This is a genomic window from Streptomyces physcomitrii, from assembly GCF_012273655.1.
Classification (GTDB): Bacteria; Actinomycetota; Actinomycetes; order Streptomycetales; family Streptomycetaceae; genus Streptomyces; species Streptomyces physcomitrii.
In genome coordinates, this window is record NZ_JAAWWP010000016.1 from 146,541 (window position 1) to 173,311 (window position 26,771).

21 protein-coding genes and 1 pseudogene are annotated in these 26,771 nt (G+C 73.2%); 9 read left to right on the plus strand and 13 right to left on the minus strand.

What is annotated here, in order from left to right; translation table 11 throughout:
• The first annotated feature begins 232 nt into the window (after positions 1-232).
• Both HFV08_RS23635 and HFV08_RS23640 read left to right on the plus strand, forming a co-directional pair.
• Positions 233-1,726, plus strand: a complete 1,494-nt coding sequence (locus tag HFV08_RS23635; protein WP_168542197.1) for a hypothetical protein — start codon at positions 233-235, stop codon at positions 1,724-1,726.
• Between the two features lie 433 nt (positions 1,727-2,159).
• A complete protein-coding gene (locus HFV08_RS23640; protein WP_168542199.1) occupies positions 2,160-4,586 on the plus strand; it encodes a glycosyl hydrolase family 95 catalytic domain-containing protein in 2,427 nt (808 codons plus the stop codon).
• A gap of 45 nt (positions 4,587-4,631) precedes the next feature.
• Here HFV08_RS23640 and HFV08_RS23645 read toward each other — a convergent pair whose 3' ends face one another.
• Together HFV08_RS23645 and HFV08_RS23650 are read right to left on the minus strand one after the other, a co-directional pair.
• Positions 4,632-5,657: a hypothetical protein gene (locus tag HFV08_RS23645; RefSeq protein ID WP_168542201.1), complete on the minus strand. Its 1,026-nt coding sequence runs from the start codon at positions 5,655-5,657 to the stop codon at positions 4,632-4,634.
• Positions 5,654-5,983 (minus strand): PadR family transcriptional regulator, encoded by a 330-nt coding sequence (locus tag HFV08_RS23650; RefSeq protein WP_168542203.1) that lies wholly within the window; start codon positions 5,981-5,983, stop codon positions 5,654-5,656. Before HFV08_RS23650 ends, HFV08_RS23645 begins: the two co-directional genes overlap by 4 nt.
• Positions 5,984-6,134: 151 nt before the next feature.
• Here HFV08_RS23650 and HFV08_RS31855 point away from each other — a divergent pair, with 151 nt between their 5' ends.
• From HFV08_RS31855 to HFV08_RS23670, 4 genes are all read left to right on the plus strand, one after another.
• On the plus strand, positions 6,135-6,833 hold the full coding sequence (locus tag HFV08_RS31855) for a DUF4232 domain-containing protein (RefSeq protein WP_168542205.1): 699 nt from the start codon (positions 6,135-6,137) through the stop codon (positions 6,831-6,833).
• Positions 6,834-6,896: 63 nt separating this feature from the next.
• Positions 6,897-7,712 (plus strand): DUF8692 domain-containing protein, encoded by an 816-nt coding sequence (locus HFV08_RS23660; RefSeq protein WP_246341964.1) that lies wholly within the window; start codon positions 6,897-6,899, stop codon positions 7,710-7,712.
• A gap of 170 nt (positions 7,713-7,882) precedes the next feature.
• A complete protein-coding gene (locus HFV08_RS23665; RefSeq protein WP_168542207.1) occupies positions 7,883-8,710 on the plus strand; it encodes an inositol monophosphatase family protein in 828 nt (275 codons plus the stop codon).
• A gap of 102 nt (positions 8,711-8,812) precedes the next feature.
• Positions 8,813-10,228 (plus strand): phytoene desaturase family protein, encoded by a 1,416-nt coding sequence (locus tag HFV08_RS23670; RefSeq protein ID WP_168542283.1) that lies wholly within the window; start codon positions 8,813-8,815, stop codon positions 10,226-10,228.
• A gap of 81 nt (positions 10,229-10,309) precedes the next feature.
• Here the strand turns inward: HFV08_RS23670 and HFV08_RS23675 are convergent, their stop codons facing one another.
• The 7 genes and pseudogenes from HFV08_RS23675 to HFV08_RS23700 all read right to left on the minus strand — a co-directional run bounded on the left by HFV08_RS23675 (position 10,310) and on the right by HFV08_RS23700 (position 18,545).
• Positions 10,310-11,314: a TauD/TfdA dioxygenase family protein gene (locus tag HFV08_RS23675; RefSeq protein ID WP_168542209.1), complete on the minus strand. Its 1,005-nt coding sequence runs from the start codon at positions 11,312-11,314 to the stop codon at positions 10,310-10,312.
• A gap of 150 nt (positions 11,315-11,464) precedes the next feature.
• Positions 11,465-11,566, minus strand: coding sequence for a putative leader peptide (locus HFV08_RS32410; RefSeq protein ID WP_312885800.1), 102 nt, complete (start codon positions 11,564-11,566; stop codon positions 11,465-11,467).
• 453 nt (positions 11,567-12,019) lie between these two features.
• Positions 12,020-13,441, minus strand: a pseudogene (locus tag HFV08_RS23680) (alpha-amylase); the annotation flags it as partial.
• A 100-nt stretch (positions 13,442-13,541) separates the two neighbouring features.
• Positions 13,542-15,245, minus strand: a complete 1,704-nt coding sequence (locus tag HFV08_RS23685) for a glycoside hydrolase family 13 protein (RefSeq protein WP_168542213.1) — start codon at positions 15,243-15,245, stop codon at positions 13,542-13,544.
• A gap of 50 nt (positions 15,246-15,295) precedes the next feature.
• Complete coding sequence (locus HFV08_RS23690) at positions 15,296-16,204, minus strand: sugar ABC transporter permease (RefSeq protein WP_168542215.1); 909 nt, start codon at positions 16,202-16,204, stop codon at positions 15,296-15,298.
• 12 nt (positions 16,205-16,216) lie between these two features.
• Entirely contained in the window at positions 16,217-17,206 is a 990-nt protein-coding gene (locus tag HFV08_RS23695) for a carbohydrate ABC transporter permease (protein ID WP_168542217.1), read from the minus strand.
• Positions 17,207-17,273: 67 nt separating this feature from the next.
• Entirely contained in the window at positions 17,274-18,545 is a 1,272-nt protein-coding gene (locus tag HFV08_RS23700; RefSeq protein ID WP_168542219.1) for an extracellular solute-binding protein, read from the minus strand.
• Positions 18,546-18,964: 419 nt separating this feature from the next.
• On the opposite strand from HFV08_RS23700, the gene HFV08_RS23705 reads away from it, so the two are divergent.
• Positions 18,965-20,029 carry a LacI family DNA-binding transcriptional regulator gene (locus HFV08_RS23705; protein ID WP_168542221.1) on the plus strand — a complete coding sequence of 355 codons (1,065 nt, stop codon included), beginning with the start codon at positions 18,965-18,967 and terminating at the stop codon, positions 20,027-20,029.
• A 339-nt stretch (positions 20,030-20,368) separates the two neighbouring features.
• Here the strand turns inward: HFV08_RS23705 and HFV08_RS23710 are convergent, their stop codons facing one another.
• The gene (locus HFV08_RS23710) at positions 20,369-20,944 is read right to left on the minus strand and encodes a CGNR zinc finger domain-containing protein (protein WP_168542223.1); all 576 of its coding nucleotides are present in this window, start codon (positions 20,942-20,944) and stop codon (positions 20,369-20,371) included.
• A gap of 104 nt (positions 20,945-21,048) precedes the next feature.
• Here HFV08_RS23710 and HFV08_RS23715 point away from each other — a divergent pair, with 104 nt between their 5' ends.
• Entirely contained in the window at positions 21,049-22,239 is a 1,191-nt protein-coding gene (locus HFV08_RS23715) for an epoxide hydrolase family protein (protein WP_168542225.1), read from the plus strand.
• A gap of 146 nt (positions 22,240-22,385) precedes the next feature.
• Here the strand turns inward: HFV08_RS23715 and HFV08_RS23720 are convergent, their stop codons facing one another.
• Positions 22,386-22,832, minus strand: coding sequence for an anthrone oxygenase family protein (locus tag HFV08_RS23720; RefSeq protein ID WP_168542227.1), 447 nt, complete (start codon positions 22,830-22,832; stop codon positions 22,386-22,388).
• A 91-nt stretch (positions 22,833-22,923) separates the two neighbouring features.
• Between HFV08_RS23720 and HFV08_RS23725 the strand changes: the two genes are divergently transcribed.
• Positions 22,924-23,502: a TetR/AcrR family transcriptional regulator gene (locus HFV08_RS23725; protein ID WP_168542229.1), complete on the plus strand. Its 579-nt coding sequence runs from the start codon at positions 22,924-22,926 to the stop codon at positions 23,500-23,502.
• A 413-nt stretch (positions 23,503-23,915) separates the two neighbouring features.
• Here HFV08_RS23725 and HFV08_RS23730 read toward each other — a convergent pair whose 3' ends face one another.
• Together HFV08_RS23730 and HFV08_RS23735 are read right to left on the minus strand one after the other, a co-directional pair.
• Complete coding sequence (locus HFV08_RS23730; RefSeq protein ID WP_168542231.1) at positions 23,916-24,947, minus strand: LacI family DNA-binding transcriptional regulator; 1,032 nt, start codon at positions 24,945-24,947, stop codon at positions 23,916-23,918.
• 238 nt (positions 24,948-25,185) lie between these two features.
• Positions 25,186-26,652, minus strand: a complete 1,467-nt coding sequence (locus tag HFV08_RS23735; protein WP_168542233.1) for a GH1 family beta-glucosidase — start codon at positions 26,650-26,652, stop codon at positions 25,186-25,188.
• Positions 26,653-26,771 lie beyond the last annotated feature (119 nt).

Sequence of the window (26,771 nt, forward strand, 5' to 3'; positions counted from 1 at the left end):
AACCGGTAGTACGCCCGACCGCGGGTGGTCCGGCCCGAGGGCCGGCAGCGGATGCGATCGCAGGGGCCGGGGAGGCCGAGGGCTTCCCCGGCCCCTGCGCGTGACCGTCCCCGTCCCGATGCGGCGCGAGCGCGGCGGGCAGGGCAGGAAAGCTCCGCTTAGCGATCCCGTAACACGCGGGGTGTTTGCTGTCCCCTTGCACGGCTTCCGGTCCTGACGGGGGGCAGCATCGATGGTGGCGGAACAACTACCCGTACACATACGGGAGTTCGTGGACTACTGGGGCGCGCTGCTGGCGCGCCTCGATCCGCGCGCGGGATGGTACGGCGTGTTCTGGCAGCGCGATCCGCAGGGCATGCGCGCCTGCGCCGAGGGCCGGGAGGTGCCGCCCTGGGACGTGGTCGAGGCGCTGCTCCAGGACCTCGCCGCACACGAGGGCGCCGAGGCGGCGGCAGGCGAAAGGCCCCGGGCGCGCGCCCTGCACGGCGCCTGCGCGGCCGCATATGACGCGCGTAGCGGCGGACGCGAGGCGCTGCTCGGCAGACTGGAGCTGATGCTCGGCGAACAGCGCCGGGCCACCGGACGGCTCCAGGAACTGGCGGCCCGGCTCTCCACCGCCGACTCCGCCACCCGGGCCCGCGAGATCGCGTACGAACTCTCCTGGGCCCGGGACGACCAGCACCGGGCGCGGGCGCGCTGCGCCGAACTCCGTTTCCGGCTGGGCGCGTTGGAGCAGCGGCGGTCGGTCGGGGGCGGGGTCGCTGCTGCCGCCGGGTCTGCTGGGGGCTGGTCCGGCGAAGAGCGTTCGGTGACTGTGCCCGAGCCTCGTTCGGCGGAGGGGGATGCTGCGTCCGGGCCTCGTCCGGCGGAGGGGGGCTCTGTGCCCGGGCCTCGTTCGGCGGGGGTGGAATCCGTCGCCGAGCCCCGTCCGCGAGACACGGCGGTGGTGCCCGAGCAGGCCACCGCCGGCACGCGGCAGCGGCGCCGGGCGCGGGGCGGGGCCAGGTTCGCCGGGGCGGTGGCGGAGAGCGAGCCCGCCCTGCCCGAGTTGGGGGCGGCGCTCCCGGCGGTGGGTGGCGCGGCACCAAGAGGCGCCCGTTTCGCGGGAGTTCGGGACGCGGAGCGGGCGGTGCCCGACGAGAGCGGCCCGCGCGGGGGCACCGGCCCGGAGGCGGACACCGCCGTGGACCGGGGGGCCGCCGCGGACCGGGAGATCGCCGAGATGATCGCCGCCCTGCTCCGGCTGCGGACAGCGGGCCGGACCGGAGAGGCGCACATCCTGCTCGCCGAGGCCGCCCAGTGGCCCGCGTCCGTATTCCCGCGGATCGCCGCCCTGTTCGGCCGCGCGGGGCTGGCCGCGGACTGGGACACCCTGCTGTGGGAGGTGTCCTCGCTGCCCACCGAACGCCTGGTCGCGGTGGCGGACGCCCTCACCGCCGGGGGCCGCGCCCAGGACGCCGCGCATCTGCTGCGGCAGGGCGCGGGGCGCCCGCCCGCCGAGATCGGCGCCGCGGTGCTGCGGCTCGCGGAGAGCGGGCGGCACCGCGAGGTCCACGCGGTGCTGGACAGCTTCCTGCGTACGCGCAGCGCCCAGGAGGCCGCGGACCTCGCCCAACTCGCCCCCGCCCGCCTGGTCCCGCTGCTGCGCGGCCAGGCGGCGGAGATCTCCCCGCTCTGTGCCGGGAATCTGGTGCACGCCCTGCGGGTGGCGGGCGTCGGGGGCTGAGGCGGGGGAGGGCTGGGAGGAGCGCGAAGGGGCGGGCTGAGGCGCGAAAGGGCAGATCGGCCTTCCGGCTCTGGCGCCCGTACGCGCGTCGACACCTCGGGTGAATTCCCCGGAACGTGGAGGCGAGTCCTCCGAGGGGTCGTCTCGTACTACTCGCCGCATGAGGGGATTTGTGTCCCGACTCTTGCGTCTTTCCCTGACCCCACTCTAGATTCTGCGCAGATTGATCGGATCTCTGGTGAGGGCGAGGATCGCGCCGTCAGCAGTCAGCAGTCAGCAGTCAGCAGTCAGCAGTCAGCAGTCAGGTACTCGGCGTTCGGCGCCCCGAGCCCCCGTGCGCTTCCGGAGGCCGCGGGACCTTGCTCCACGGGATCCCGTCCCCGGGACGCCGCCTACGAGACCCCGTCCCCGCCCCCCGGATGAAGGACCCGCCATGACACCCCCCGCATCCCCCACTTCCGGTACCCCCGCGGAGGGCGCCCTGTCCCGGCGTGGAGTGCTGCGTGCCGGTGCCGTCGCCGGTGCCGCGTTCTCGCTCGCCGCGGTGCCCGAGTTCGCGCCGCGGGCCGCGGCGGTGACCCGGCCGGAGAGCGCGCCGCTGGTCCCGGCGGCCGAGGCGCTGGGCCTCTGGTACCGGCGCCCCGGAGCCCCCGACGCGCTGATGCGGGAGGGCCTCCCGGTCGGCAACGGACGCCTGGGGGCGCTGTCCGACGGGCATCCGGCGCGGGAGGAGTTCACCGTCACGGACGCCGCCATGTGGACCGGTGGACCCAATGCCGCCTTGGACGGCGAGGGTCAATTCCCGTACGGCGCACAGGACTTCGGCAGCTTCGGGCAGCTCTGCCGGCTCCGCCTCGAAGTCACGGGCCACACCCCGGAGGCCGTCACCGGCTACCGGCGCACCCTCGACCTCAGCAACGGACTGGTGACCGCGGCCTACGGTTTCGAGGGCACCGACCATCGGCGGGAGGTGTACGCCAGCGCTCCCGACGACGTCCTCGTGGTGCGGCTCGGGCAGCGCGGCGGCGGTGTACTGACCGGCTCGCTGGAGCTCGCGGGGACCCGCGGCGAGACGGTACACGCCGACCGCGGGGCCGCGACGGTGTCCTTCGCCGCCGAGCTGCCCAATGCGCTGGCGTACGCGGCCCTGGTGAAGGCGGTGGTCCGGGGCGGGAAGGTCTCCGCGGCGGGCTCGCGGATCACCTTCGCGGGCTGTACGGAGGTCCTGCTCATCGTCTCCGGCGGCACCAACTACACGGCGCGGCCCGAGACCGGGTATCTCGACCCGGAGCGCGAGCCGCTGGCCCTGGCCGCCGCGAAGGCCGAGGCGGCGGCCCGGGCCGGGGGCGAGGCGCTGCTCGCCACCCATGTCGCCGACTACCAGCGGCTGCACCGGCGCACCGCGGTCAGCCTCGGCACCTCCAGCGCGGAGCAGCGGGCCCTGGACACCCCGGCCCGGCTCGCCGCCCGGGCCGCCGCGGGTGCCGCGCCCGATCCCGAACTGGAGGCCTCCTACCTGCAGTTCGGCCGGTATCTGATGATCTGCGGCTCGCGCGGCGGCGGGCTGCCCCTCAACCTCCAGGGGCTGTGGATCGACCGCGACGACCCGGCCTGGATGAGCGACTACCACACCGACATCAATGTGCAGATGAACTACTGGCTGCCCGACCGCCTCGGGCTGCCGGAGTGCTTCGAGGCCCTCACCGACTACTGCCTGAGCCAGCTGCCCCGCTGGGAGTCCGCTACCCGGGAGCTCTTCAACGACTCCCGCAACGGCTTCCGCAACACCTCCGGGAAGATCGCGGGCTGGACCGTCGCCATCTCCACCAATGTCTGGGGCGGCAACGGCTGGTGGTGGCATCCGCCCGGCAACGCCTGGCTGTGCAACTCGCTCTTCGAGCACTACCAGTACACCGGGGACACCGGCCGACTGCGCCGGATCTACCCCTTGCTCAAGGGCGCCTGCGAGTTCTGGGAGGCGCGGCTGATCACCACCACGGTCACCGATCCCGCCACCGGCGAGAGCCGCGAGGTGCTGATCGACGACCACGACTGGTCCGCCGAGCACGGCCCCACCGACACCCGCGGCATCACCTACGCCCAGGAACTCGTCTGGCAGCTGTTCCGCAACTACCGTACGGCGGCCGCCGTCCTGCGCCGCGACAGCGACTACGCGCGGACCGTCGCCGGGCTCCAGGACCGGCTGCACCTGCCGGGGGTCAGCCGCACCACGGGCGGGCTCCAGGAGTGGATGACCGACGAGAACCTCGGCGAGACCACGCACCGCCATCTCTCGCCCCTCGCCGGGCTCTTCCCCGGCGACCGGATCACCGTCGAGGACTCGCCGAAGGAGATCGTCGACGGGGCGACCGCGCTGCTCACCGCGCGCGGCATGGACACCTACGGCTGGGCGAGCGCCTGGCGGGCCCTGTGCTGGGCCCGGCTGAAGAACGCCGAGAAGGCCTACCGCCTGGTGCTCGCGGTCCTGAAGCCCTCGGTGGACCACGGCAACGGCAGCGCGCCCAACTTCTTCGACATGTACCGGCTCGGCGCCACCAGTTCGGTCTTCCAGATCGACGCCAACTTCGGCATCCCCGCCGCGATGGCCGAGATGCTGGTCCAGTCCCGGCCGGACCGGGTGGAACTGCTGCCCGCCCTGCCCGGCGCCTGGTCCGCCGAGGGCAGCGCGCGGGGCCTGGGCGTACGCGGCGGCTTCACCGTGGACCTGCGCTGGCGCGCGGGCCGGGTCACCGAGGCCACGCTGCACGGCAGGCCGGGGGCGCGTACCACCGTGGTGATCGGCGGGCACCGGCGGGCGGTGCGGATCCCCGCGGGGGGCTCGCTGCGCGTGGAGGGGTGAGCGGGGGGCCGGGTCCGTTCTCGTACGGGGCGGGCCCGGCGGCGGTTATTTGGTGCGCCGCTGAAGGCGGGGACGGACCAGGGCCTCCCACAGGAAGAGCGCCAGGACCCCGAGCACCAGCCAGAACTGATAGGCGCCGAACTCACCACGGCGTACGTACTCCTCGTCGACGAGGAGCACCAGGGCGGTCAGGCCGCCGAAGGCGAGGCGCCGGCGGCGCTCCTTGCGCCGGGCCCGGCCGGTCTTGCCCGCGAGGCGCGCCGCGTACACCGCCACGTCCCCGTAGGCCTGTTGGGCGCCGGTGCCGGAGGCGGCGAGGTGCGAGCGGACCTCGGCGGTGTGGCCGCGGGCCTCCCGGAAGCCGAGCCCGTGGCGCCCGCGGAGCAGCCCGCCGAGGCGGCGGATCCAGCGTGCGTCGTCCGGTTCCTCGGCGGGCCCGCGGAACCAGTCGTCGGTGCCGGGGCCGGAGAAGGTGCGGACCGTGGCGGCGAGCAGCGCCGAGACGATCAGGACCACGGGGGTGGGCAGTTTGAACAGCGGGTCGTCGGAGAGGCCCGCCCCGGCCGCGATCGCCCCCGAGAGGAGCCCGGCCGCGGCGAGGCACCAGCCGCTCATCGCCCGGTGCCGCCCCGCGTGGTACAGCCCGGCGGCGACCGCGCAGGCGAGCACCGCGGCGGTCAGGAGCACCGCGAACAGCCCGGCGGCGGGGGAGACCCGGACCCGCATGCCCTCCTGCGCCCAGTGCACGCAGGTGAGCACGGCGGCCGTGAAGGCGGCGGCGTAGCCGAGGGAGCGGAAGCGCTGGGCGGGGGTGAGTCCGGAGAGGTCGACGGCGCCGGTGTGCTTCTCGCCGACGCGTTCGGCGGCGACGCTGTCCGCGTAGGCGCGCGGATCCCCGAGGAGTTCCTCGGCAGGTGCCCCCGACTCCTCGGTCAGCTCCCGGACTTCGGCGAGCGCCTGACCGGGCAGCGCCGAGGGGACCTCGTGGTGCAGGACGAGCCGCAGCTCGAAGGCGGCGGCCCAGCGGGCGTCCTCCTCGCGGGCCCAGTCGATGGTGTCCCTTGCGGTCATGGTGCCCCCGTGAGCGTGCCGACGGTCGTGATGAAGTCCTGCCAGTCGGACCTGTCCGCCGCGAGCCGCGCGCGTCCCCGGTCGGTGAGCGCGTAGTACTTGCGCCCCGGACCGCTCTCGCCCGGCGACCAGCGGACGGCCACGGCGCCCTCCTCGGCGAGCCGGGTCAGCGCCGGATACAGCGTCGCGGGCTTGACCCCGTCGAGCCCCGCCTCGGCGAGCCGGTTGAGCAGCGCGTAGCCGTAGCTCTCGCCCTCGCCGTCCAGGATGCCGAGCAGGCAGAGCTGCAGGCAGGCGCGTATCCACGCGCCGTGTGATGGGCTCACGTCCCCCGCTTTCGGATCTCCCACTAGTACGAGATTTATACTACTGCGGGTCCTGGGCTTCAAGAGGTGCCGGGATGCGGGCAGTTGAGCCGGTTCGGGGCCGGGCGGCCGTGAGGCCCTGCCGGGTGTGGCCACGTGGCATGATCACGCCGTGAGAGCCTTCCGCGCCGCCCCGCGCCTTGGGGCGTTCCCCAGTGCCCTGACCCTGGCCGCCGCGCTGTGCCTGCTCGCCACCGGCTGCGGTACGGAGCCCGGCGGCGGCGCCCGGGGTGCCGCGGCCACCGGCACGCCCGCGACCGCCCCCTCCGGCGTACCCGCCCCGGTCCGCACCGAGCCGCTGGACGTCCACCGCACCCCCTACGGCACGGAGCCGAGCGCGCCCGCCGGGAGTCCCGGGCCCTGCCCCGCCTCCGGGCTGCGGATGGCGATGGGCCTGCCGGAAGCGGCGATGGGGCTGCGCGTCGAACGGCTCACCGTCACCAACTGCGGACGCGCGGCGAAGACGCTCGCGGGCTACCCCCGGCTCCGGCTCCTCGGCGCCGACCGGGAACCCCTCGACGTACGGATCCTGCGCGGTACTTCGGCCATCGCCGGAGGCGTCCGGGACGAGTCGCCGCGCTCCTACACGCTCCGCCCCGGCGAGTCGCTGCACGCGAGCCTCGCCTGGCGCAACACCTACCAGGACACCTCGAAGCCGCCGGTGAACGCGGCCTACGTCGAGGCCGCCGCGGTGGCCGGGGCGGAGCCCGAGGTGGTGCGGCCGACCGCGCCGATCGACCTGGGCAGCACCGGCAGGCTCGGCCGCTCGGCCTGGTACCGGGCGCCCGGGGAGTCCGCGGCGCCGCGCTGAGCACGCCCGACCGGGGCACCCCGGGGAATTCGCGCTCCCGCCGAGCCGATAACCTCCATGCACATGACCGACATTCGAACCCATGACCGGATCGTGGGTGAGCTTCAGCGGCCGCCGTCGCGCCCCCTCCTGCGTTTAGCCGCCTGTGTCACCGGGGCCCTGCTCCTCGCGGACCTCGGCACGCGCGCCTACAACCACTACGACCGGATACCGAGCCTGCGCAGGCTGGTCAACGTCGACCTGGAGACCAACCTGCCCGCCTGGTGGAACAGCACGCTGCTGCTCGCCGTGGCGGGGGTGGCGCTGATCGCCGCCATGCTCAGCGGGAGCGGCGCGCGCCCCGGGCGGCTGTCCTGGCTCGGTCTCGCGGCCGCCACCACGCTGCTCAGCATCGACGAGACGGTCTCCCTGCACGAGCGGCTCGGCGAGTTCGGCAAGTCGTGGAAGGAGTGGGCCGGGGTCTCGCTGCCGACCCACGCCTGGGTGGTGCCCGGGGCGCTCCTCGCGGCCGCGGGCACCGTGTGCGCGGTGCTCTGGGCGCGGCGGCTGCCGCGCGAGCTGCGGGTCGGACTGCTGAGCGCCTTGGCGGTGTACCTGGGCGGGGCGCTGCTGACCGAGGCGTTCAACGGATGGGCGCACGAGAACGACTACAGCACCGTGCTCATGCTGGGGACGATCGTGGAGGAGGGCCTGGAGATGAGCGGCTGCCTGGTCGCCCTCGCCGTCCTCGGCCGGTACGTGGTGCTTGAGCGCGACCCGGAGTCCGGCCGCGCGGAGCTCCGGCTGCGGGACGGCCGGGTGTCCTCCTCTCCGGCGCCGCGCGTGCCCGGGCAGGACAGCCGCGGCATGGAGCCGGACGCGGTGGGCAGCGCTTCGTAGGTGGAGATCCGCGGAAGGGGCCGGGGGCGCGCAGGCCCCGCCGACGGGCCGCGCGCGGGCGGCCGGGGGACGGGCGCGGCTGCCGGGCGGCGCGCTGATTTCACCCGCGCTCAACGAGGGCTTCACCGGGCCGGTACGGGATGTCAGACCCGCGTGGTGTCATGGGGGACATGATCGAGGACTTTCTCGCAACCGGCCTGTCCGAGGTGGAAGAGGCCGTCCGCAAGGCGGCGGCCGTGGAGGTCATGCCCAGGTTCCGGCAGCTCGCGGCCCACGAGATCGTCGAGAAGAACGGCCCGCACGATCTCGTCACCGTCGCCGACCGCCGCGCCGAGGAGCACCTGACCGCCGCGCTCACCCGGCTGCTGCCCGGCTCCGTCGTCGTCGGCGAGGAGGCCGTGCACGCCGACCCGGACACCTATCGGGCGCTCCAGGGGGACGCCCCGGTCTGGATAGTCGACCCGGTGGACGGCACCCGGCAGTTCGTGCACGGCGACCCCGGCTTCTGCACCCTGGTCGCCCTCGCGCACCACGGCGTCCTGCACGCCTCCTGGACCTTCGCGCCCGCCCTCGACCAGCTCGCGGTCGCGGTACGCGGGCGGGGCGCCACCCTCGACGGCCGCCCCCTCGCCCCGGGCGCCCCCGCCGGGGACCGGATACTCGAGGTCGCGACCTCGCACCCCGACTACACCACCGAGGAGCAGAAGCGGGCCCTGCTCACCCTGCGGACCGAGGGGATACGGCCCCGGCCCTGCGGCTCGGCGGGGCTGGAGTACCTGGCGGTGGCGCGCGGCGAGCTGGACGCGACCGCCTTCTCCTGGGAGGCGGCCTGGGACCACGCCGCGGGCCTGCTCCTGGTCGAGGAGGCGGGCGGTGCCCAGCTGACCCGCGAGGGCGTGCCCTTCCGGATCACCGGGGGCAACGCGCTGCCCTTCACCGCGGCCCGGGACGAGGCCACCGCGCGGCGGATCGCGGGGCTGCTCGCGGCGGGTGCCTGAGCGTGTGCGACCGCGGCTCGGCCCGGCCGCCGGGCCGCGGGGCACCCGGCATATCCTGAGGCGAGTGGTCGCCCGCTGACAAAGGAGTCCGAGGTGCCTTCGATGCTCGACGCGGTCGTGGTGGGCGCGGGCCCCAACGGGCTGACCGCCGCGGTCGAACTGGCCCGCCGGGGCATGGACGTCGCCCTCTTCGAGGCCCGGGACACCGTCGGCGGCGGGGCGCGCACCGAGGAACTCACCCTGCCCGGTTTCCTGCACGACCCCTGCTCGGCGGCCCATCCGCTCGGCGCGGGCTCACCCGTCTTCTCCACCATGCCGCTGGCGCGCTACGGCCTGGAGTGGCTGCACGCCCCGCTGCCGATGGCCCATCCGCTCCCGAACGGCTCCGCCGCGGTCCTCGCCCGCTCCGTCGCGGAGACCGGTGCCTCCCTCGGCGCGCACGACGCGGTCATCTACCGGCGCCTGACGGCCCCCTTCGCGGGCAGGTGGGAGACGCTGGCGCGCGACTTCATGCAGCTGCCGGGCACCGCGCTGCCCCGCGATCCGCTGACTCTCGCGCGCTTCGGCCTCGCGGGCGGGCCGCCCGCCTCCTGGCTGCTGCGCCGCTTCCGCGACCAGCCCGCCAAGACCCTGCTCGCCGGTCTCGTCGCCCATATCAGGGCGCCGCTGACGGGCCCGGCCACCGGCGCGGTCGGCCTGGTGTTCGCGCTGGCCGCGCACGCGGTGGGGTGGCCGGTCGCGCGCGGCGGCTCGGGGCGCATCTCCGAGGCTCTCGCCGCCTATCTGAAGGACCTCGGCGGCAGCGTGCACACCGACTTCGAGGTCAAGCGCCTCGACGATCTGCCGCCCGCCCGCGCCTATGTCTTCGACACCTCGCCGACCGCCCTCGCCCGGATCGCGGGCCTCGGCCGGTACTACGCGGGCTACCGCTACGGCCCCGGCTCGTTCAAGATCGACTACGCCCTGGACGGTCCGGTGCCCTGGACCTCCGAGGACGCCCGCCGCGCGGGCACCGTCCACGTCGGCGCCGGTCCCCGGGAGATCAACGCCGCCCTGCGGGCCGTCTCCCGCGAGAACCGGCCGCCCACCGAGCCCTTCCTCATCACCGTGCAGCCCTCCCTCGCCGACCCCGGCCGCGCCCCCGAGGGCAAGCAGGTCTTCTGGGCGTACGGGCATGTCCCGGCCGGCTGGCGCGGCGACTTCACCGAGACCGTGGAACGCCAACTGGAGCGCTTCGCCCCGGGGTTCCGGGACCGGGTGCTCGCCCGGGCCACCGCGGGGCCGCCCGAGATGGCCGCGAAGAACGCCAACTACGTGGGCGGGGACATCGGTTGCGGTGCCTCGGACGGGCTGCAGCTGCTCCTTCGCCCGAGGCTGACCCTCGCCCCGTACCGCACGCCCCGCCCCGCGGTCTTCCTCTGCTCCAGCGCGACGCCGCCCGGCCCCGGGGTGCACGGCATGAGCGGGCACAACGCGGCCAAGGCGGTGTGGCGGCAGCTGCGCCGCCCCACGCGCTGACACCCGAAGGGGGAGCCGGATCCGTACCGCCCTCGGCCGGGAGGCCGGCGGGCAGGAGGCCGTCCGGCCGAGCGCTGTCCGTCAGGCAGCGTCCGCCGCGCCGGTCGCGCCGGACGCCCCCGAGGCCACCCCGAAGGCGGGCTCCGGCACCTCGCGCGGGGTGAGCAGCTGCGAGCTGCGGCCGTCCACGCCCACCGGCACCTCGCCGTCGATGGTGACGCGGCGCAGCGCGCGGTCGTGGTCGTCGGAGTCGTCGACGCCGTAGTGCTGGGTGGCCCGGTTGTCCCAGATGGCCACGTCCCCGGTCGCCCAGTGCCAGCGCACCGTGTTCTCCGGGCGTTCCACATGGGCCTGGAACAGCTCGACGAGGCGCCGCGAGTCCTGCCCGCTCAGGCCCTGGATCTTCTGTACGAAGTTGCCGAGCACCAGGGTGCGTTCACCGGTCTCCGGGTGCACCCGCACCACCGGGTGCTCGGTGGTGAACCGGGTGGAGAGGAAGACCTGCTGGAACTGCGCCAGCTGCTCCTCGCTCGCCCCGGGCCGGGCCCCGACGTAGTCGTACTCGTTGCTGTGCACGGCGCGCAGGGTCTCGGCCAGGGTGCGCAGCGGGGCGGGCAGGTTCTCGTAGGCGGTGGCGGTGTTGGCCCAGAGGGTGTCGCCGCCGTACGGGGGGATGGTCACGGCCCGCAGGATCGAGAAGGCGGGGTAGGCCGGTACGAAGGTGACGTCCGTGTGCCACTGGTTGGCCCGGCCGCCGAGGTCGGAGCCGGAGTCGATGCCGAGCGAGTAGCGCCCGTCCCGGGAGGGCACGGTGGGGTGCGCCACCGGGGTGCCGAGCAGCCGGGCGAAGGCCTCGTGCGCCGTCTCGTCCAGGTGGTGCTGGCCGCGGAAGAAGACCACCTTGTGGGCGAGGATCGCGGCCCGCACGGCGGCGAGGGTCTCGGCGGGGAGGTCGCCGCCGAGCCGTACCCCGCCGATCACCGCGCCGACGCGGCCGCCGATCTTCTCCACGGTCACGGCGGGGGAGGTCTCGGGGGCGGGCGCGGCCGGGCGGGAGGGCGCGTGCGTGGCGGGGGCGGAGGTCATGGGAATCCCTTCGGAGTGCGGGAACCACCCGGCGGGCCTGCCGCGGACGGAAGCCGGAGAGCCGGCGGAGTCACCGGGAGTGGGGGAGTGCGGAGGAGCGGGAGCGCCGGAGGGGCTCGCGGGCAGTGCTCCGGCGGCCGGGGCCCGGGATCAGGCGCGGGCGGGCGCGGCGGAGCGGCCCGTACACGCCGCGGAGGCGAGGCGCTCCAGATCGACGTGGAGCCGCGCTACGAGGTGGGTCGTGACGGGCATGTGCCGGAGACTCGCAGGGCACCCTGCCGCCGTCAACAGCCGCCCGCCCACCGCTCACCTTGCGCGGCGGCGGCCGCCCGCGACCCCGGGGACTTTGGCCCTCTCCCCGCCGTCCCCGTGCTGACCTGCGTCAACAGCCCTGCCGCGCCCGTACGGTGAAGGCCTCGCCCCGGCCCCGAAGTCCACGGGGACGGCCACCGGAGCTTTCATACGACTGCAATACACGCGGCATACGCGACCGCCGTACTCGCGCGCATCGCGACCTTCGTACCCGCGCCCCGAAGAGCCGTGAGAGGAGTCGAAGAACCACGAAGAACCACGAAGAAGAGGCAGCACCCGATGCCCCGGCCGTCCGCGCACAGACGGCCGGGGAGCACCGGATGCTGCCTCGACGAGCCGCGCCCGTTCACCCGGAGGGCCGCGCCCCCCGGCTCGACGAGCCGCGCCCCCTCAGCAGTCCTTCGCCCCGGTGTGCAGGGCGAGTGCCGTGTCCGGGGCGAGCGTGGCGGTGAACTGTCCGGAGCCGTCGACGCTCACCGTGCGCTTGCCCTGGACGTCGCAGTAGTCCCCTGCGGGCAGCCCGGTCTGGAAGGTGTGGTTCAGCTCGGTGGACTCGTGGTTGAGGGCCACGTACGCCTTGTCGCCCCGGCCGAAGGCGATCTGGTTGCCGCCGTTGTCCCACCAGTCGGTGACGTCCTGGCCCCGGGCGGTGTTGTGCCAGGCGACCATCGAGCTGATCTCGGGCCAGGCGTGCTGGCACTTCCAGCCGTCCTGGTAGCAGGCGTCCACCCGGCCGCCGTTCGGCGGCCCGGCGTCCTTCTCGCTCCACTCGTAGCCGGAGTGCACATCGGGGGAGGAGTACGGCCAGGCCAGCATGAAGACGCCCGCGAGCGTATAGGCCGCGCCGTCCTTGTAGTTGAGGGTCTCGCCGTTGCGCTCGGTGTCGTGGTTGTCGACGAAGACGGCGGCCTGGGAGCCGGGCAGATAGCCCCACTCCTCGCCGAAGTTCTTCAGATAGGCGAGCTTCTCGGAGGTGAAGACCCGCTTGAGGTCCCGGGCGTAGCGGAACTCCTGCACATCGCCGACGCCGGTGTACTCCCCGGGCTGCACGGCCTCCCCGCCACCGGCGATGAACTCCTGCTTCCAGTACACCCCCGGGTCGCTCAGCCGGGACTTGATGTCGGCCAGGTCCTCGGCCGGGATGTGCTTGGCCGCGTCGATCCGGAAGCCGTCCACGCCGAGCGAGAGCAGGTCGTTCAGGTATCCGGCGATGCCCGCCCTGACGTGCTCCTCACCGGTGTCCAGGTCGGCCAGGCCGACGAGTTCGCAGTGCTGGACGTTGAACCGGTCCTGGTAGTCGACGATCTCCGAGGTGCAGTCGTCGAAGTCGGCGGCGGCGTAGATCCCCGGGTAGTCGTACTTGGTGTACGAGGAGCCGCCGGTCCCGGTGCCCGAACCGGCCGACATGTGGTTGATCACGGCGTCCGCGACCACCTTGACCCCGGCGCTGTGGCAGGCCTCCACCATCTTCGAGAAGGCCGCCCGGTCCCCGAGCCGCCCCGCGATCCGGTAGCTGACCGGCTGGTACGAGGTCCACCACTGGCCGCCCTGGATGTGCTCGGCGGGCGGCGAGACCTGGACGGAGCCGTAGCCCGCCGGGCCGAGGCTGCGGCCGCACTCGGCGGCCACCGAGTCGTAGTCCCACTCGAAGAGGACGGCGGTCACGTCTTTCTCGCCGGGCGGGGCCGCCGCGGCCTGCCCGGGCGGGGCGAGCAGGGTGCCGCCGAGTCCGGCGGCGGCCGCCACGGCCGCGGCGAGCGCGATCCGCGCGGGGCGGCGGGTCCTTCGGGTGTCTTCGGCGTATCTCCTTGGCATGGTTCCTCCTTGCACGTGGGGGTGCTGTCGAGGTGCGGGTGAGGTGGGGAGTGCGGGCGGCCCGGGGTGCCGGGCCGCCCACCGTGCGGGGCCCAGGGGCTCAGGCGGTCCACCACACGGTCGAATCGGGCGGCAGCAGCACCTCGCCCTCGGTGCCGCGGGCGGGCTGCTCGGCCGTGCTGGCCAGGAGGAGCTGCCCGGGGGCCGGGAGGCGGACCGTGGCGCCGGTGGTGTTGGCGGTGCAGAAGAAGCGGGTGCCGTCCTCGGCGGTGCGCCGGAAGACGAGCACGCCCTCGGGTGCGTCGAGCCAGGTCAGGGAGTCGCCCGCGCCGAGCGCCGGGTGTTCGCGGCGGGCGGCGAGCGCGGCGCGGTACAGCTCCAGGGTCGAACCGGGCACCCCCTGCTGCGCCTCCACGCTCAGCTCGCCCCAGCCCTCGGGCTGCGGAAGCCAGCTGCCGCCCGCGCCGAAGCCGTGCGCGGAGCCGCCACGCGTCCAGGGCAGCGGCACCCGGCAGCCGTCCCGGAAGCCGTCCTGCCCGTGCGCGCGGAAGTACGAGGGGTCCTGGCGCACCTCGTCCGGCAGGTCCACGACATCGGGCAGGCCCAGTTCCTCGCCCTGGTAGACGTAGGCGGAGCCGGGCAGCGCCAGCATCAGCAGGGTCGCCGCGCGGGCCCGCCGCAGACCGAGCTCCGGGTCGCCGGGGGTGCGCAGCTGGGTGCCGAGCCCGGGCGGGTTGGCGAAGCGGGTGGTGTGCCGGGTGACGTCGTGGTTGGAGAGCACCCAGGTGGCCGGGGCGCCGACCGGGCGCATCGCCTCCAGCGAGCGGTCGATGACGGCGCGCAGGTCCTCCGCGTCCCAGGAGGTGCTCAGATAGGGGAAGTTGAAGGCCTGGTGCAGTTCGTCGGGGCGTACGTAGGCGGCGGTGCGCTCGACCGTCGGGGTCCAGGCCTCGGCGACGAAGATGCGCTCGCCGAGGCCACCCGAGCCCTCGGCCGCGTACTCGTCGAGCAGCCGGCGCCAGTCGCGGTAGATCTCGTGCACGCCCTCCTGGTCGAAGAAGGGGACCGCGCCGTTGTCCAGGAGCCGCAGCTCCTCGTGGTCGCCGAGGTCGGGCAGGCCCTCCTGCTTGACCAGGCCGTGCGCGACATCGATGCGGAAGCCGTCCACGCCCTTGTCCAGCCAGAAGCGCAGGATGGAGCGGAACTCGTCGGCGACCGCGGGGTGTTCCCAGTTGAAGTCGGGCTGCTCGGGGGCGAAGAGGTGCAGGTACCACTCGCCGTCCGGGAGCCGGGTCCAGGCGGGGCCGCCGAAGAGGGAGGTCCAGTCGTTGGGCGGGAGTTCGCCGTCCTTCCCCTTGCCGGGGCGGAAGTGGTAGCGCCCCCTGAGCGGGGATCCGGGGCCCTCGGCGACGGCCCGCCGGAACCACTCGTGCCGGTCCGAGGAGTGGTTGGGCACCAGGTCGACGATGAGGCGCAGGCCGAGCGTATGGGCGTCCTCGATGAGGGCCTCGGCGTCCGCGAGGTCGCCGAACATCGGGTCGACGGTGCGGTAGTCGGCGACGTCGTATCCGGCGTCCGCCTGCGGGGAGGCGTAGAAGGGGCTCAACCAGACCGCGTCCACGCCGAGTTCGCGCAGATAGCCGAGCCGGGAGCGGACCCCCGCCAGATCGCCCATGCCGTTCCCGTCGGCGTCGGCGAAGCTGCGCGGATAGACCTGGTAGATCACCGCGTCGCGCCACCATCCGGGGCGGGCGTCGGCGGTCAGCGTGGCGGTGCGGGTGCCGTCGGCGAGGTGCTGGCTCATGGCGTCCTTGCTGCGTGAGGGGGAGGGACAGGGCGCGTGGGCGGGGGTGCTCAGCCCTTGGTGCCCCCGGCCGTCAGGCCGGTGACCAGGTGCTTCTGCACCACGTAGAAGAAGGCGGAGACGGGCACCGCGATGAGTACCGCGGTGGCGGCCATGTAGTTCCACTGGGCGTCGTGTTCGCTGACGAAGCTGGAGAGGCCGACGGCGAAGGTGTACTTCTCGTCGTCGAGCAGGAAGGTGGAGGCGAAGGCGACCTCGCCCCAGGCGGTGATCAGGTTGTAGAAGGCGGCCACCGCGAGGCCGGGCTTGGCCAGCGGGATGATCAGCCGCAGGAAGGTGCCGAAGGGGGAGAGCCCGTCCACCCGGCCCGCCTCGTCGATCTCCATCGGGATGGTGTCGAAGTAGCCCTTGAGCAGCCAGGCGCTGTAGGGCACCGCGGTCGAGCAGTAGACCAGGATCAGCCCGCCGTAGCTGTCGATGAGCTGGAGTTCGGAGAGGATCTCGTACATCGGGACGATGAGGACGGCGATCGGGAACATCTGGGTGACGAGGAGCAGCCACATCAGCTTGCGGTAGCCGGGGAAGCGCATCCGGGAGACCGCGTAGCCGGTGGTGGCGGCGAGCAGCACCCCGATGACGGTGGTGCCCAGCGAGACGATCAGGGTGCTGCCGAGCCACTGGAAGAAGTTGGTGTCCTGCAGTACGTGGGTGTAGTTGGACAGCGTCGCCTTGTCGAGGATCCGCGAGGGGTGCAGATAGTCGTCCTTGTCCGGCCCCAGCGAGAGGAAGACCAGCCAGACGATGGGGAAGAGGGCGATCAGGCTGGCCAGGCTGAGCACGGTGTGCGAGAGCAGGCGCGCCGTCCGGCTGCTCTCCCCGCGCCGCAGCGCGCGCTCCGGAGCGGGGGCGGGCGCGGCGGGGCGGACCTCGGCGGGCGTCGGCTCGGTGGTGGTGGTCATCGGTGTCCTTCCTCAGGAGGCGAACTGCTCGCCGCGGGCGAGCCAGCGTCGGTAGAGGGAGGTGAAGACGATCAGCATCGACAGGAGCAGTACGCCGTACGCTGCCGACTGGGCGTAGTCACGGGGCTGTTGGCCGAAGCCGAGGTAGTAGGCCCAGGTCACCAGGATCTGCGCGTCGGGGGCGCCGGTGCCGAAGAGCAGGAAGATCACGGTGAACTGGTTGAAGGTCCAGATCACACCGAGCAGCACGACCGTGGAGCTGACCGTGCGCAGCCCCGGCAGGGTGACGTAGCGGAAGCGCTGCCAGGCGTTGGCCCCGTCCATCTCGGCGGCCTCGTAGAGCGTCGCGTCGATGGACTGCAGGCCGCCGAGGAGCGAGACCATCATGAAGGGCACCCCGCACCAGGTGTTCACCATGATCGCGGCGAGGCGCTGGAAGAAGGGGTCCTCCAGCCAGGCCGGCTGGGGCAGGTGCAGGGAGCCGAGCGCGGTGTTGAGGAAGCCGCCGTCGGCGAGCATGATCCGCCAGGAGAAGACCGTGACGAAGGTGGGCACCGCCCAGGGCAGGATGAGCATCAGCCGGTAGGCGGTGCGGCCGCGCAGCTTCTGGTGCAGCAGCAGGGCGAGCCCGAGGCCGATCACGTAGTGCAGGGCGACGCAGCTGACCGTCCAGACGATGGTCCACACGAAGTGCGACCAGAAGCGGTCGCCGGAGGTCGGGCCCCAGAGGATGTCGGCGTAGTTGTCGAGGCCGACGAACTTGTAGGTGGCGTCGATGTGGTTGACGCCGATGGTGCGGGCCGAGTTGAGGCTGTCGGCGTCGGTGAAGGTCAGATAGACGCCGCGGGCCAGCGGGTACCCGACGAGCACGCCGAGGACGATGACGACCGGGGCGATCATCGCGTACGCGTACCAGTGGCGGCGGTAGGAGCGGACCAGGCGCGCGCGGAGACCGGGGCGTTCTCCGCGCCCGGTGGCCGCGCGGTCGACGGCGACTGTCATCAGGCGACACCTTCTCGGGGATGTGCGGGGGCGGGTGGGTGGCCGCGGTCGCCCGCGGCCACCGGGCTCACTTCTTGAAGTCGGGCAGCAGACCGGCCATGGCCAGGTCCGCGTTCTTCAGGCCCTTGTCGAGGGAGACCCGTCCGCCGGCGATCTTCGGCAGTTCGGTGTCGAGCGGCGTCCACAGCGAGCTGTACTCGGGCAGTTCGGGCCGCGGCAGCGCGGTGCCGAGCACCTTCTGGAAGCCCGCGATGCCCGGGTCGGCCTTCACCTTCGCGGTGTAGGCGTCCTCGCGGGTCGGCAGCGTGGAGTTCTTCAGGGCGATGGTCTCCTGCGACTTGGCGGAGGCCATGAAGCCCACGAACTTCAGCGCGGCCTTCTGGTGCGCGGAGTCCGAGCCCGCGTACACCGAGAGGTTGTGGCCGCCGGTCGGGGCGCCCGCCTTGCCGGTGGAGCCCGCGGGCACCGGGGCGATGCCGAGGTTCCCCTTGTCCTTGAAGGCCTTGCCCTTGTAGAAGTTGGTGATCTCCCAGGGGCCCTGCAGGGTGGAGGCGGCCTTGCCGTTGACGAAGGCGTCCTGGATGTGGGCGTAGGCGTCCGCGGTGGTGTCCGCCTTGTGCAGGCCCTTGCCGGAGAAGAGGCCCTGCCAGGTCTTGATGCCCTTGACGGCCTCGGCGGAGGTGATGGTCCGCTTCTTCGCGGCGGCGTCGACGGTGTCGGTGCCCTCGCCGTAGAGGAAGGGCTGGGCGTAGTAGCCCTTGGTGGAGCCCCAGTAGCCGTCGGCCCCGGTCTTCGCCTTGATCTTCGCGGCGTCGGCGCGCAGTTCGGCCCAGGTGGCGGGCGGCTCGGTGATGCCGGCCTTCTCGAACAGCGCCTTGTTGTAGACGAAGGCGAGGGTGTCGGTGACCAGCGGGACGCCGTAGGTCTTGCCGTCGAACTGCGCCTGCTTGACGAGGTTCTGGCGGAAGGCCGACTTCTCGCTCAGGGCCTCGGTGCCGTCCAGCGGCAGCAGATAGCTCTTCTTCGCGAAGGCGGGGGTCCAGCCGACCTCGGCGCGCAGCACGTCCGGGGCGCCCTTGCTGCCCGCGGCGGTGTCGAACTTGTTCTGCGCCTTGTCGAAGGGGACGTTGACGTAGTCCACCTTGATGCCCGGGTTGGCCTTCTCGAAGTCCTTGACCAGGGCCTCGTAGGCGGGCTGTTCGTTGGTGGCGTTCGAGGTGTCCCACCAGGTGATCGTGAGGGGGCCGTCCGCCTTGCCGTCGTCGTCGCTGCTGCCGCAGGCCGTCGCCGCGAGCGCCAGGGACGCTGCCAGCGCGATGGCCGCTGTGCCACGCCGCATGAGATCTCCTTGAGGGTGAGGGCCCAGGGACATCGCGCGGTCCCGTTGCGCCATGTCCGGGGGAAGCAGCACGACTTCCGGCTGCCGGGCGACGAGAACGTAACAGCGCGGAAAGCGAAGCGAAAGACCTTGCAGCAAAACAGTGCAAGGGCGGTGGCGTGATGTCCGGATGAGGGGGTATTGCCCCTGGCTCCCACTCTCTGTGCTGCATCGATGTCCGGCGGCTTCCTTGCGCAAGGAGTTGAAAGGTCTTGCCAGGAGTGAGCGCTGCGGGGATCATCACGACATCCGGTGGCGCCTCGGCCGCCGGGAGCCGAAGGAGCGCGATGCCGCAGGAGTCAGCAGGGGCCGGGTCAACTGCCCGTCCCGGAAGGCCGGTTGGTGAGCCTGTCGGCCCCCGCCCGGTAGGGTCCACCCCTGTGACCGCACGGCTCTCCGACATCGCCGCCCAGGCAGGGGTCAGCGAGGCGACCGTCAGTCGCGTCCTCAACGGCAAGCCGGGCGTCGCCGCCACCACCCAGTCGGTGCTCGCCGCGCTCGACGTCCTCGGCTACGAGCGCCCGGTCCGGCTGCGGCAGCGCAGCGCGGGCCTGGTCGGGCTGATCACCCCCGAGCTGGAGAACCCGATCTTCCCGGCGCTGGCCCAGGTCATCGGCCAGGCGCTCACCCGCCAGGGCTACACCCCGGTGCTCGCCACCCAGACCCCCGGCGGCTCCACCGAGGACGAGCTGACCGAGATGCTGGTGGACCGCGGGGTCAGCGGCATCATCTACGTCTCCGGACTGCACGCCGACACCACCGCAGACACCTCCCGCTACGAGCAACTGCGCGCCAGGGGCGTGCCGTTCGTCCTGGTCGACGGATTCTCCTCGCGGGTGCAGGCGCCCTTCATCTCCCCGGACGACCGCGCCGCGATGGACCTCGCGGTCACCCATCTCGCCTCGCTGGGCCACACCAGGATCGGCCTCGCGCTCGGGCCCAAGCGCTTCGTGCCGGTCCAGCGCAAGATCGAGGGCTTCGTCCGCACCATGCACGAGCAACTCGGCCTGGACCGCGAGGAGGTGGCCGAGCAACTGGTGCAGCACTCGCTCTACACCCTGGAGGGCGGGCAGGCCGCCGCCACCGCCCTGCTCGGCCGCGAGTGCACCGCGATCGTCTGCGCCAGCGACATGATGGCGCTCGGCGCGATCCGGGCCGCCCGCCGGCAGGGCCTGCGGGTGCCGCAGGAGGTCTCCGTGGTCGGCTTCGACGACTCCCCGCTGATCGCCTTCACCGACCCGCCGCTGACCACCGTGCGCAAACCGGTGCCCGCGATGGGCCAGGCGGCGGTGCGCACCCTCCTGGAGGAGATCGAGGGCACCCCCGCCCCGCACAGCGAGTTCGTCTTCATGCCCGAACTCGTGGTCCGGGGCTCCACCGCGAGCGCCCCGGGCGGCGCCAGGCCCGCGGCGGGCCCGGAGCGGCTGCCGGGGCCGCGGGGCTGAGGGGTGTCCTGTCGCGGACGGGGTGGCAGGGGACGCGGCTCCGGCCTTCAGCGATGCCAGGTGGCCGACGGTCCGGTTTCGGGGCCGGGTCCTCGTCGTCGCAGTGGTCGTGACAGTCGGTGTCGCCATGGCGGCGAAGCCCCTGCGCCAGCGCGGGAAGTGAGCGGGAAGGGGCATCGCCTTCCGGTGTCGGTGCGTCCCTGATTCAGGCGATGTCCGCGCCGAGGCGCGAGACGGCCATGGGGCGGTCTGCCCGAGCGGTCCATGTTGCGCCCGGATTCCCGGAGGCCAGGGCATACGCAGGCGTGGCGCGGCAGTCGGCCGTTCCGGCGGCGGTCGTCACTCGGCCGGGATGGTGCTCTTGCGCTGGTTGGCCTGGAAGCGTGCCCTTTTCTGGCGGTTGCCGCAGGTGTTCATGTCGCACCATCGGCGGGTGCGGCTCCGGCTGGTGTCGAAGAAGGCGGCTCGGCACGTCGGTGAGGCGCACAGGGCCAGCCGTCCATCCCGTTCACCTGCGATGACGTCGATCGCGTCGGCGGCGATCACGCCCAGGGCGTCCTCCAGGCCGGAGGCCGGACCGAGCCGCCAGTGGCGTTCTCCCGCGGGTGTCAGGACCGCCGAGGCCCCGCCCCGCCCGCTGCGGTCATTGAGGACGCGGACGGCGGATGCGGGCAGGGGCTCCCGGAGTGCGGCAGCGGTCGCGGTCGTGTGGATCGACTCCCTCAGTCTCCGGGCGAGGTCGAGCTGCTCAGGGGTGCAGGAGTCCACGTCGAGGCCGTACACCGCCAGCCAGTCCACGAGCCGCCGCGGCGTGGGGATGCGCTCCACGGCGTCGCCATGACGCTCGGACAAGGTCCCCGTGAAGCTGGTCGCCAGCACGGATCCGAGGCGGAAGTCAGGAAACTCGGGGCGCATGAAACCACCATAGCCGGTTGCACGCGGGCGGGAGCTCACGCTAGAACCGTCAATGCCGGTTCGCGAGCGAGTGCGGCCGGTGCCGCGATGCCCAGGAGGCTCCCGTGTCCCACCCGACCGGTGACGTGTACGCGTTCACCCCCCGTGCCGCCGAGGCCGAACTCGACGAGCTGCGCGCACGCCTGGCCGCGGCGCGGCTGCCGGAGGCCGAGACGGTCCACGGCGCCGCACCCGGCCCGCGCCGGTGGAGCCAGGGCGTACCGCTCTGCGACCTCGTCGATGTCGTCCACCACTGGCGCACCGCGTACGACTGGCGGTGGTTCGAGGACCGCCTGAACGCACTCGGCCAGTACCGCACCACCATCGACGGCCTGGGGATCCACTTCCTGCACCGCCGGTCGGTACGCGCGGACGCCACCCCGCTGCTCCTGACCCATGGCTGGCCGGGCAGCATCGCCGAATTCATCGACGTGATGGACGAATTGGCCGATCCGGAGGATGCCGACGCGCCGGCGTTCCACATCGTGGCCCCGTCGCTGCCGGGCTTCGGCCACAGCGACAAGCCGACCACCACCGGGTGGGGGACCGGCAGGATCGCGGCCGCCTGGGTCGAACTCATGCGCAGGCTCGGCTACGAGAGGTTCGCGGCCCACGGCGGCGACTGGGGAGGCGTGATCACGACCGTCCTCGGCGGCAGGTTCCCCGCGCATGTCCTCGGCATCCACACCACACTCGCGCAGGCACCCTCCGGCCTGAGCACCGAAGGCCTGACGCCGGCCGAACGCCAATGGGCCGAGGAGACCCGCGACTTCTGGCGTCACCGCTCGGCGTACGCGAAACAGCAGGCGACCCGGCCGCAGACCATCGGATACTCGCTCGTCGACTCCCCGGTCGGACTCCTCGCCTGGATCCTCGACAAGTTCGCCGAATGGACGGACACCGACGACAGTCCCTTCGAGAGGATCTCCGTCGACCGCATCCTCGACGACGTCACCCTGTACTGGCTGACACGGACCGGCGCCTCCGCTGCCCGGATCTACTACGAGAGCCACGGCGGCGTCGACGCCTTCGACCCCGGCCTCCGCGTCGACGTCCCGTCGGCCATCACCATGTACCCCCGCGACATCGAGAAGTGCCCACGCCCCTGGGCGCGGCAGCGGTACCGGCAGATCGTCCGCTGGAGGACGGCGGAAGCGGGCGGCCACTTCCCGTCGCTGGAAGTTCCCGGGTACTTCGTCGAGGACCTGCGAGAAGGCCTCACGGCAGTCCTGGCCGCCGAGGGCCGGTGTCGGTGAGTGCGGGAACGAGCCCCGGGACCATGGTCCGGGTGAGGGTCCGTGGCAGGCGTGGCCGGTCGTCGGATCGGCAGCGCGAGCCGTGGCCGTTGCGGCCGTTGGTGGGTTGCACGCGGGTGTCGTGCTGCGGAGGGCGTGGTGCGCTGTCAGGCGAGGGCGGCGACCAGCAGGGTGAACGCGGCGACGAGGACGGCGACGCGCAGGTAGTGGTAGCGGTTCCAGCGCTGCAACTGCTCCTTCCAGTCGGCGGGCCGGTTCTCGGTGGTCCAGGTCTTGTTGCGGTTGTTGATCGGGACGAGCAGCAGGACCGACATGACCACGCTGAGGACCAGTAGTCCGGCGGCGGTGACGACGAGCCCGGCGCCGTGGCGGTGCCATCCGGCAGCGGCCCAGATCGCGCTGAGGGCGAGCGAGCCCACGTACCAGAACGGCATCAGGGTGCCGAGCATCCGGCCGCCGTGGGCGTGGCCGAGCTGGCTGCTGTCCTCGGGAAGCGCGTTCAGGATCCGACTCATGATGAAGGCGACGGAGAACTCCACCCCCACCATCAGGCCGACGATCACGGTGGTGACGACCTCGAGCGCGTTGAGCATGATGACTCCTCCGGGAATCTAGCGGCGCTAGGTGAGATGGCAACGCTAGACCTTTCTTCGCTCGATTGTCTAGCAGTGCTAGGGTCGCCGTATGTCGGTAAAGGAACGCAAGGAGCGCGAACGGGCGGAGCGCGAGCGCCTCATCGTGGCGACGGCCCGCGAACTCGCCGAGCAGCAGGGCTGGGGCGCGGTCACCACCCGCCTGCTCGCCGAGCGCATCGAATACAGCCAGCCCGTCCTCTACAGCCACTTCCGCGGCAAGCGCGAGATCATCGGCGCCGTCGCCTTGGAGGGTGCTGTCGAGCTGGCTGCGGCGGTGCGTGCCGCGACTTCCGCGGCGGACGGTCCGCGCGAGCGTGTGGCCGCCCTCGCCCGCACCTATCTCGACTTCGCCGAGCGCAATCCGGCGGTCTACGACGCCTTGTTCCAGCTCGACGGCGGCCTGGCGTACGCGCGGGAGGACACCCCGGAGCCGCTGAAGGACGCCTTCGCCGCTCTCCTCGAATGCCTCACCGGGGTCGCCGGGAAGGGCGTCCACCCGGGGATGTTCACCGAAGTGTTCTGGGCGGCCCTGCACGGCCTGGCGACGCTGACCCGAGCGGGCCGCCTGCGGCCCGAGGACGCCGGGCCGAGGGTGGAACTGCTGGTCGACCGCCTCGCCGTGCTCTGACACACCGTTTCGGCGGCGCGTGACCGGGGCCCTCGGGCCCCCGCCGCCACCTGTCGGCGGCAGGCCTCCTGGTCACCCGCTCCCGCGCGGCGCAGCCGCGGATCGCCGGGCTCCGTACCCCGGACGGGACACCCGCGTCGGACACCGCGACGCCTGTCGACCGCGACCCGGTACGCGCCCTGCCCGGAGCCCGGAGCCCGGAGCCCGGAGCCCGGAGCCCGGAGCCCGGAGCCCGGAGCCCGGAGCCCGGTGCCCGGTGCCCGGCGCCGATCCGGCCGCCGTCACCGCTGTCCGACTCCGGGGCGCGAAGCCGGGGTCGGGGAGGCCGGGCAGCGGAAGGAGGGCGATCCGGCGGTGTCGGTGGTGAGCGGCGCCGGTGGCAACGCTCGGCGCGTGGTCGGGGCGAGCGGCTCTCACGAGGAGTCGCGGACCACCAGTTCCGTGGGGAGCACGATCTGGGCGCGGTCCGTGCTCCTGCCGGAGATCATGTCGAGCAGGACCCGAGTCATCGTGCGGCCCATCTCCTCGATCGGCTGGCGCACGCTGGTGAGGGCAGGGGTCATGTGGCGGGCCACGACCGAGTCGTCGAAGCCGACGAGGGAGACGTCGTCCGGGACACGGCGGCCCGCCTCGCCCAGGACCTGCCGGGCACCGGCGGCCATCACATCGGAGGCGGCGAAGACCGCGTCCACGTCGGGGCGCCGGGCGAGCAGCTCACGCATGGCCTGGGCGCCGCCCTTCTCGGAGAAGTCGGCGGGGGCGATCAGTCGCTCGTCGGCTTCCAGACCCGCGTCCTGGACGGCCCTGCGGTAGCCGTCCAGACGGCTCTGGGCGGCGTGGACGTCGAGTCGGCCGGTGAGGGTGGCGATGGTGCGGCGGCCGCGCGCGACGAGGTGTTCCACCGCACCGCGGGCGCCCTCGAAGTTGTCCGAGTCGACCGAGGGGAGCGATTCGGCGGCGGATCTGCGGCCGTTCATCACGGCGGGCATGCCGAGCTGTTCCAGCAGGTCGGGGAGCGGGTCGTCGGCGTGCACGGAGACCAGCAGCACACCGTCCACGCGGTGCGCGGCGAGGTACTGGGCGAGCCTGCGGCGCTCGCGGTCGCTGCCGACCAGGGTGAGCAGCAGCTGCATCTCCGTATCGGCGAGGGCGGCGCCGACCCCGCGCACGATGTCGGAGAAGTACGGCTCCGCGAAGAAGCGGCTCTCCGACTCGGGCACGACGAGTGCGAGGGCGTCGGTGCGGTTGGCCGCCAGCGCGCGGGCCGCGCGGTTGGGCACGTAACCGAGCGCGGCGACGGCGGCCTCGACCGCCTCCCTGGTGTGGGCGCTGACGCGGGGCGATCCGTTGATCACCCGCGAGACCGTGCCCCGCCCGACCCCCGCCCGCGCCGCGACCTCTTCGAGCGTGGGCCGGCCCCCGCTGCGTACTCGCGCTGCCGTCATGACTGCCTCCCGTTCGCGGTCAATTTCGCACAGTCGGATGACCAAACCAAGTCCTGGCGTGGGTCCCCCCGACCCCCGGCGGGACCGGTCGGTCACACCCCCGCCCACCGTGAGGGGAGCGCTCCCGCGCCACGTCCGCGGCCCGGCGGGACGCGCAGACCGGGGCGCGGTGCCGAGACCCGGCAGACGGATGCCGGGTCTCGGGGAGGAGCGGTACGGGCAGGGCGGACTCAGATGATCAGGTGCGGTCCTTCCGCGGCGGGAGGGCGTGGCGGCGGATCACGTCGGCGTACCAGTGGGCGCTGGCTTTCGGGATGCGGCGCTGGGAGGCGTAGTCCACGTACACCGCGCCGAAGCGCTTCGCATAGCCGTACGCCCACTCGAAGTTGTCCATCAGCGACCAGAGGAAGTAGCCGCGCACGTCCGCGCCGTCGGCCACCGCGCGCCGCACCGCGTCGAGATGGCCGTGCAGGTACGCGATGCGCTCGGGGTCCTGGACCCGGCCCTCGGGCGAGACGTAGTCGTCGAAGGCGGCGCCGTTCTCGGTGACCATCAGCGGGGTACCGGGATGGTCGCGGGTGACGTCCATGAGCAGGCGGTGGAGCCCGTCGGGGTCGATCGACCAGTTCATGGCGGTGGTCGCCTTGCCCTCGGCGAGGTGGAAGGCGACGTGCTCGGAGCCGGGCCAGGGCGAGTGGTCGCTCGCGCCGTGGCCGTCGTCGCGGGTGTCGCCGCCGCCCTCGGCGGGCGTGGAGACCAGAGTCGGCGTGTAGTAGTTGACGCCGAGGACGTCGACCGGGCGGGAGATCGCCGCCAGGTCGCCGTCCCGTACGAGCTTCGACCAGTCCACCAGGTGCGCGGTGTCCGCGAGCAGGTCCTGCGGGTAGGCGCCGTGCAGCATCGGGCCGGTGAAGACCCGGTTGCCGACCGCGTCGATGCGGCGGGCGGCGTCGGCGTCCTCGTCGCTCGGCGTCAGCGCGCGGACCTGGTGGAGGTTGAGGGTGACCGAGGTCTGCGCGGCGGCGGGGAGTCGGCCGCGCAGAACCTCGATCGCCCGGCCATGGGCGAGGTTGAGGTGGTGGGCCGCCCGCAGGGCGGAGGACGCCTCGGTGCGGCCGGGGGCGTGCACCCCGGAGCCGTAGCCGAGGAAGGCCGAGCACCAGGGCTCGTTGAGGGTCGTCCAGGTGCCGACGCGGTCGCCGAGGGCGCCGGTCATCAGCGCGGTGTAGTCCGCGAAGCGCTCGGCGGTGGTGCGCTCCGGCCAGCCGCCCGCGTCCTCCAACTCCTGGGGCAGGTCCCAGTGGTAGAGGGTGGCGACAGGCGTGATGCCCGCCTCCAGCAGCTCGTCGACGAGCCGGCGGTAGAAGTCCAGGCCGCGCTCGACGGCGGGGCCGCGGCCGGTGGGCTGGACCCGGGACCAGGAGATGGAGAAGCGGTAGGCCTTCAGCCCCAGCTGCTTCATCAGGGCCACGTCGTCGCGGTAGCGGTGGTAGTGGTCGGCGGCGATGTCGCCGGTGTCGCCGTTGCGGACCTTGCCGGGGATGCGGCTGAAGGTGTCCCAGATCGAGGGCGTGCGTCCGTCCTCGGCGGCGGCGCCCTCGACCTGGTAGGCCGCGGTGGCCGCTCCCCAGAGGAAGCCCGGCGGGAAGGCGGCGGCGGCCTCGGGCAGCGGCTTCGGGGCGATGTCGGGTCGTACGGCAGTCATACGGGAGCTCTCCCAGGGATGTGGCGGGCAGGGGCGGTGGCTTGGGTGGGGCTGCGAGCCCGTACGGCCCGCGGGGCGGGGGCCGTACGGCTCCGTGACGGCGAAGTGGCGCGCGGGGC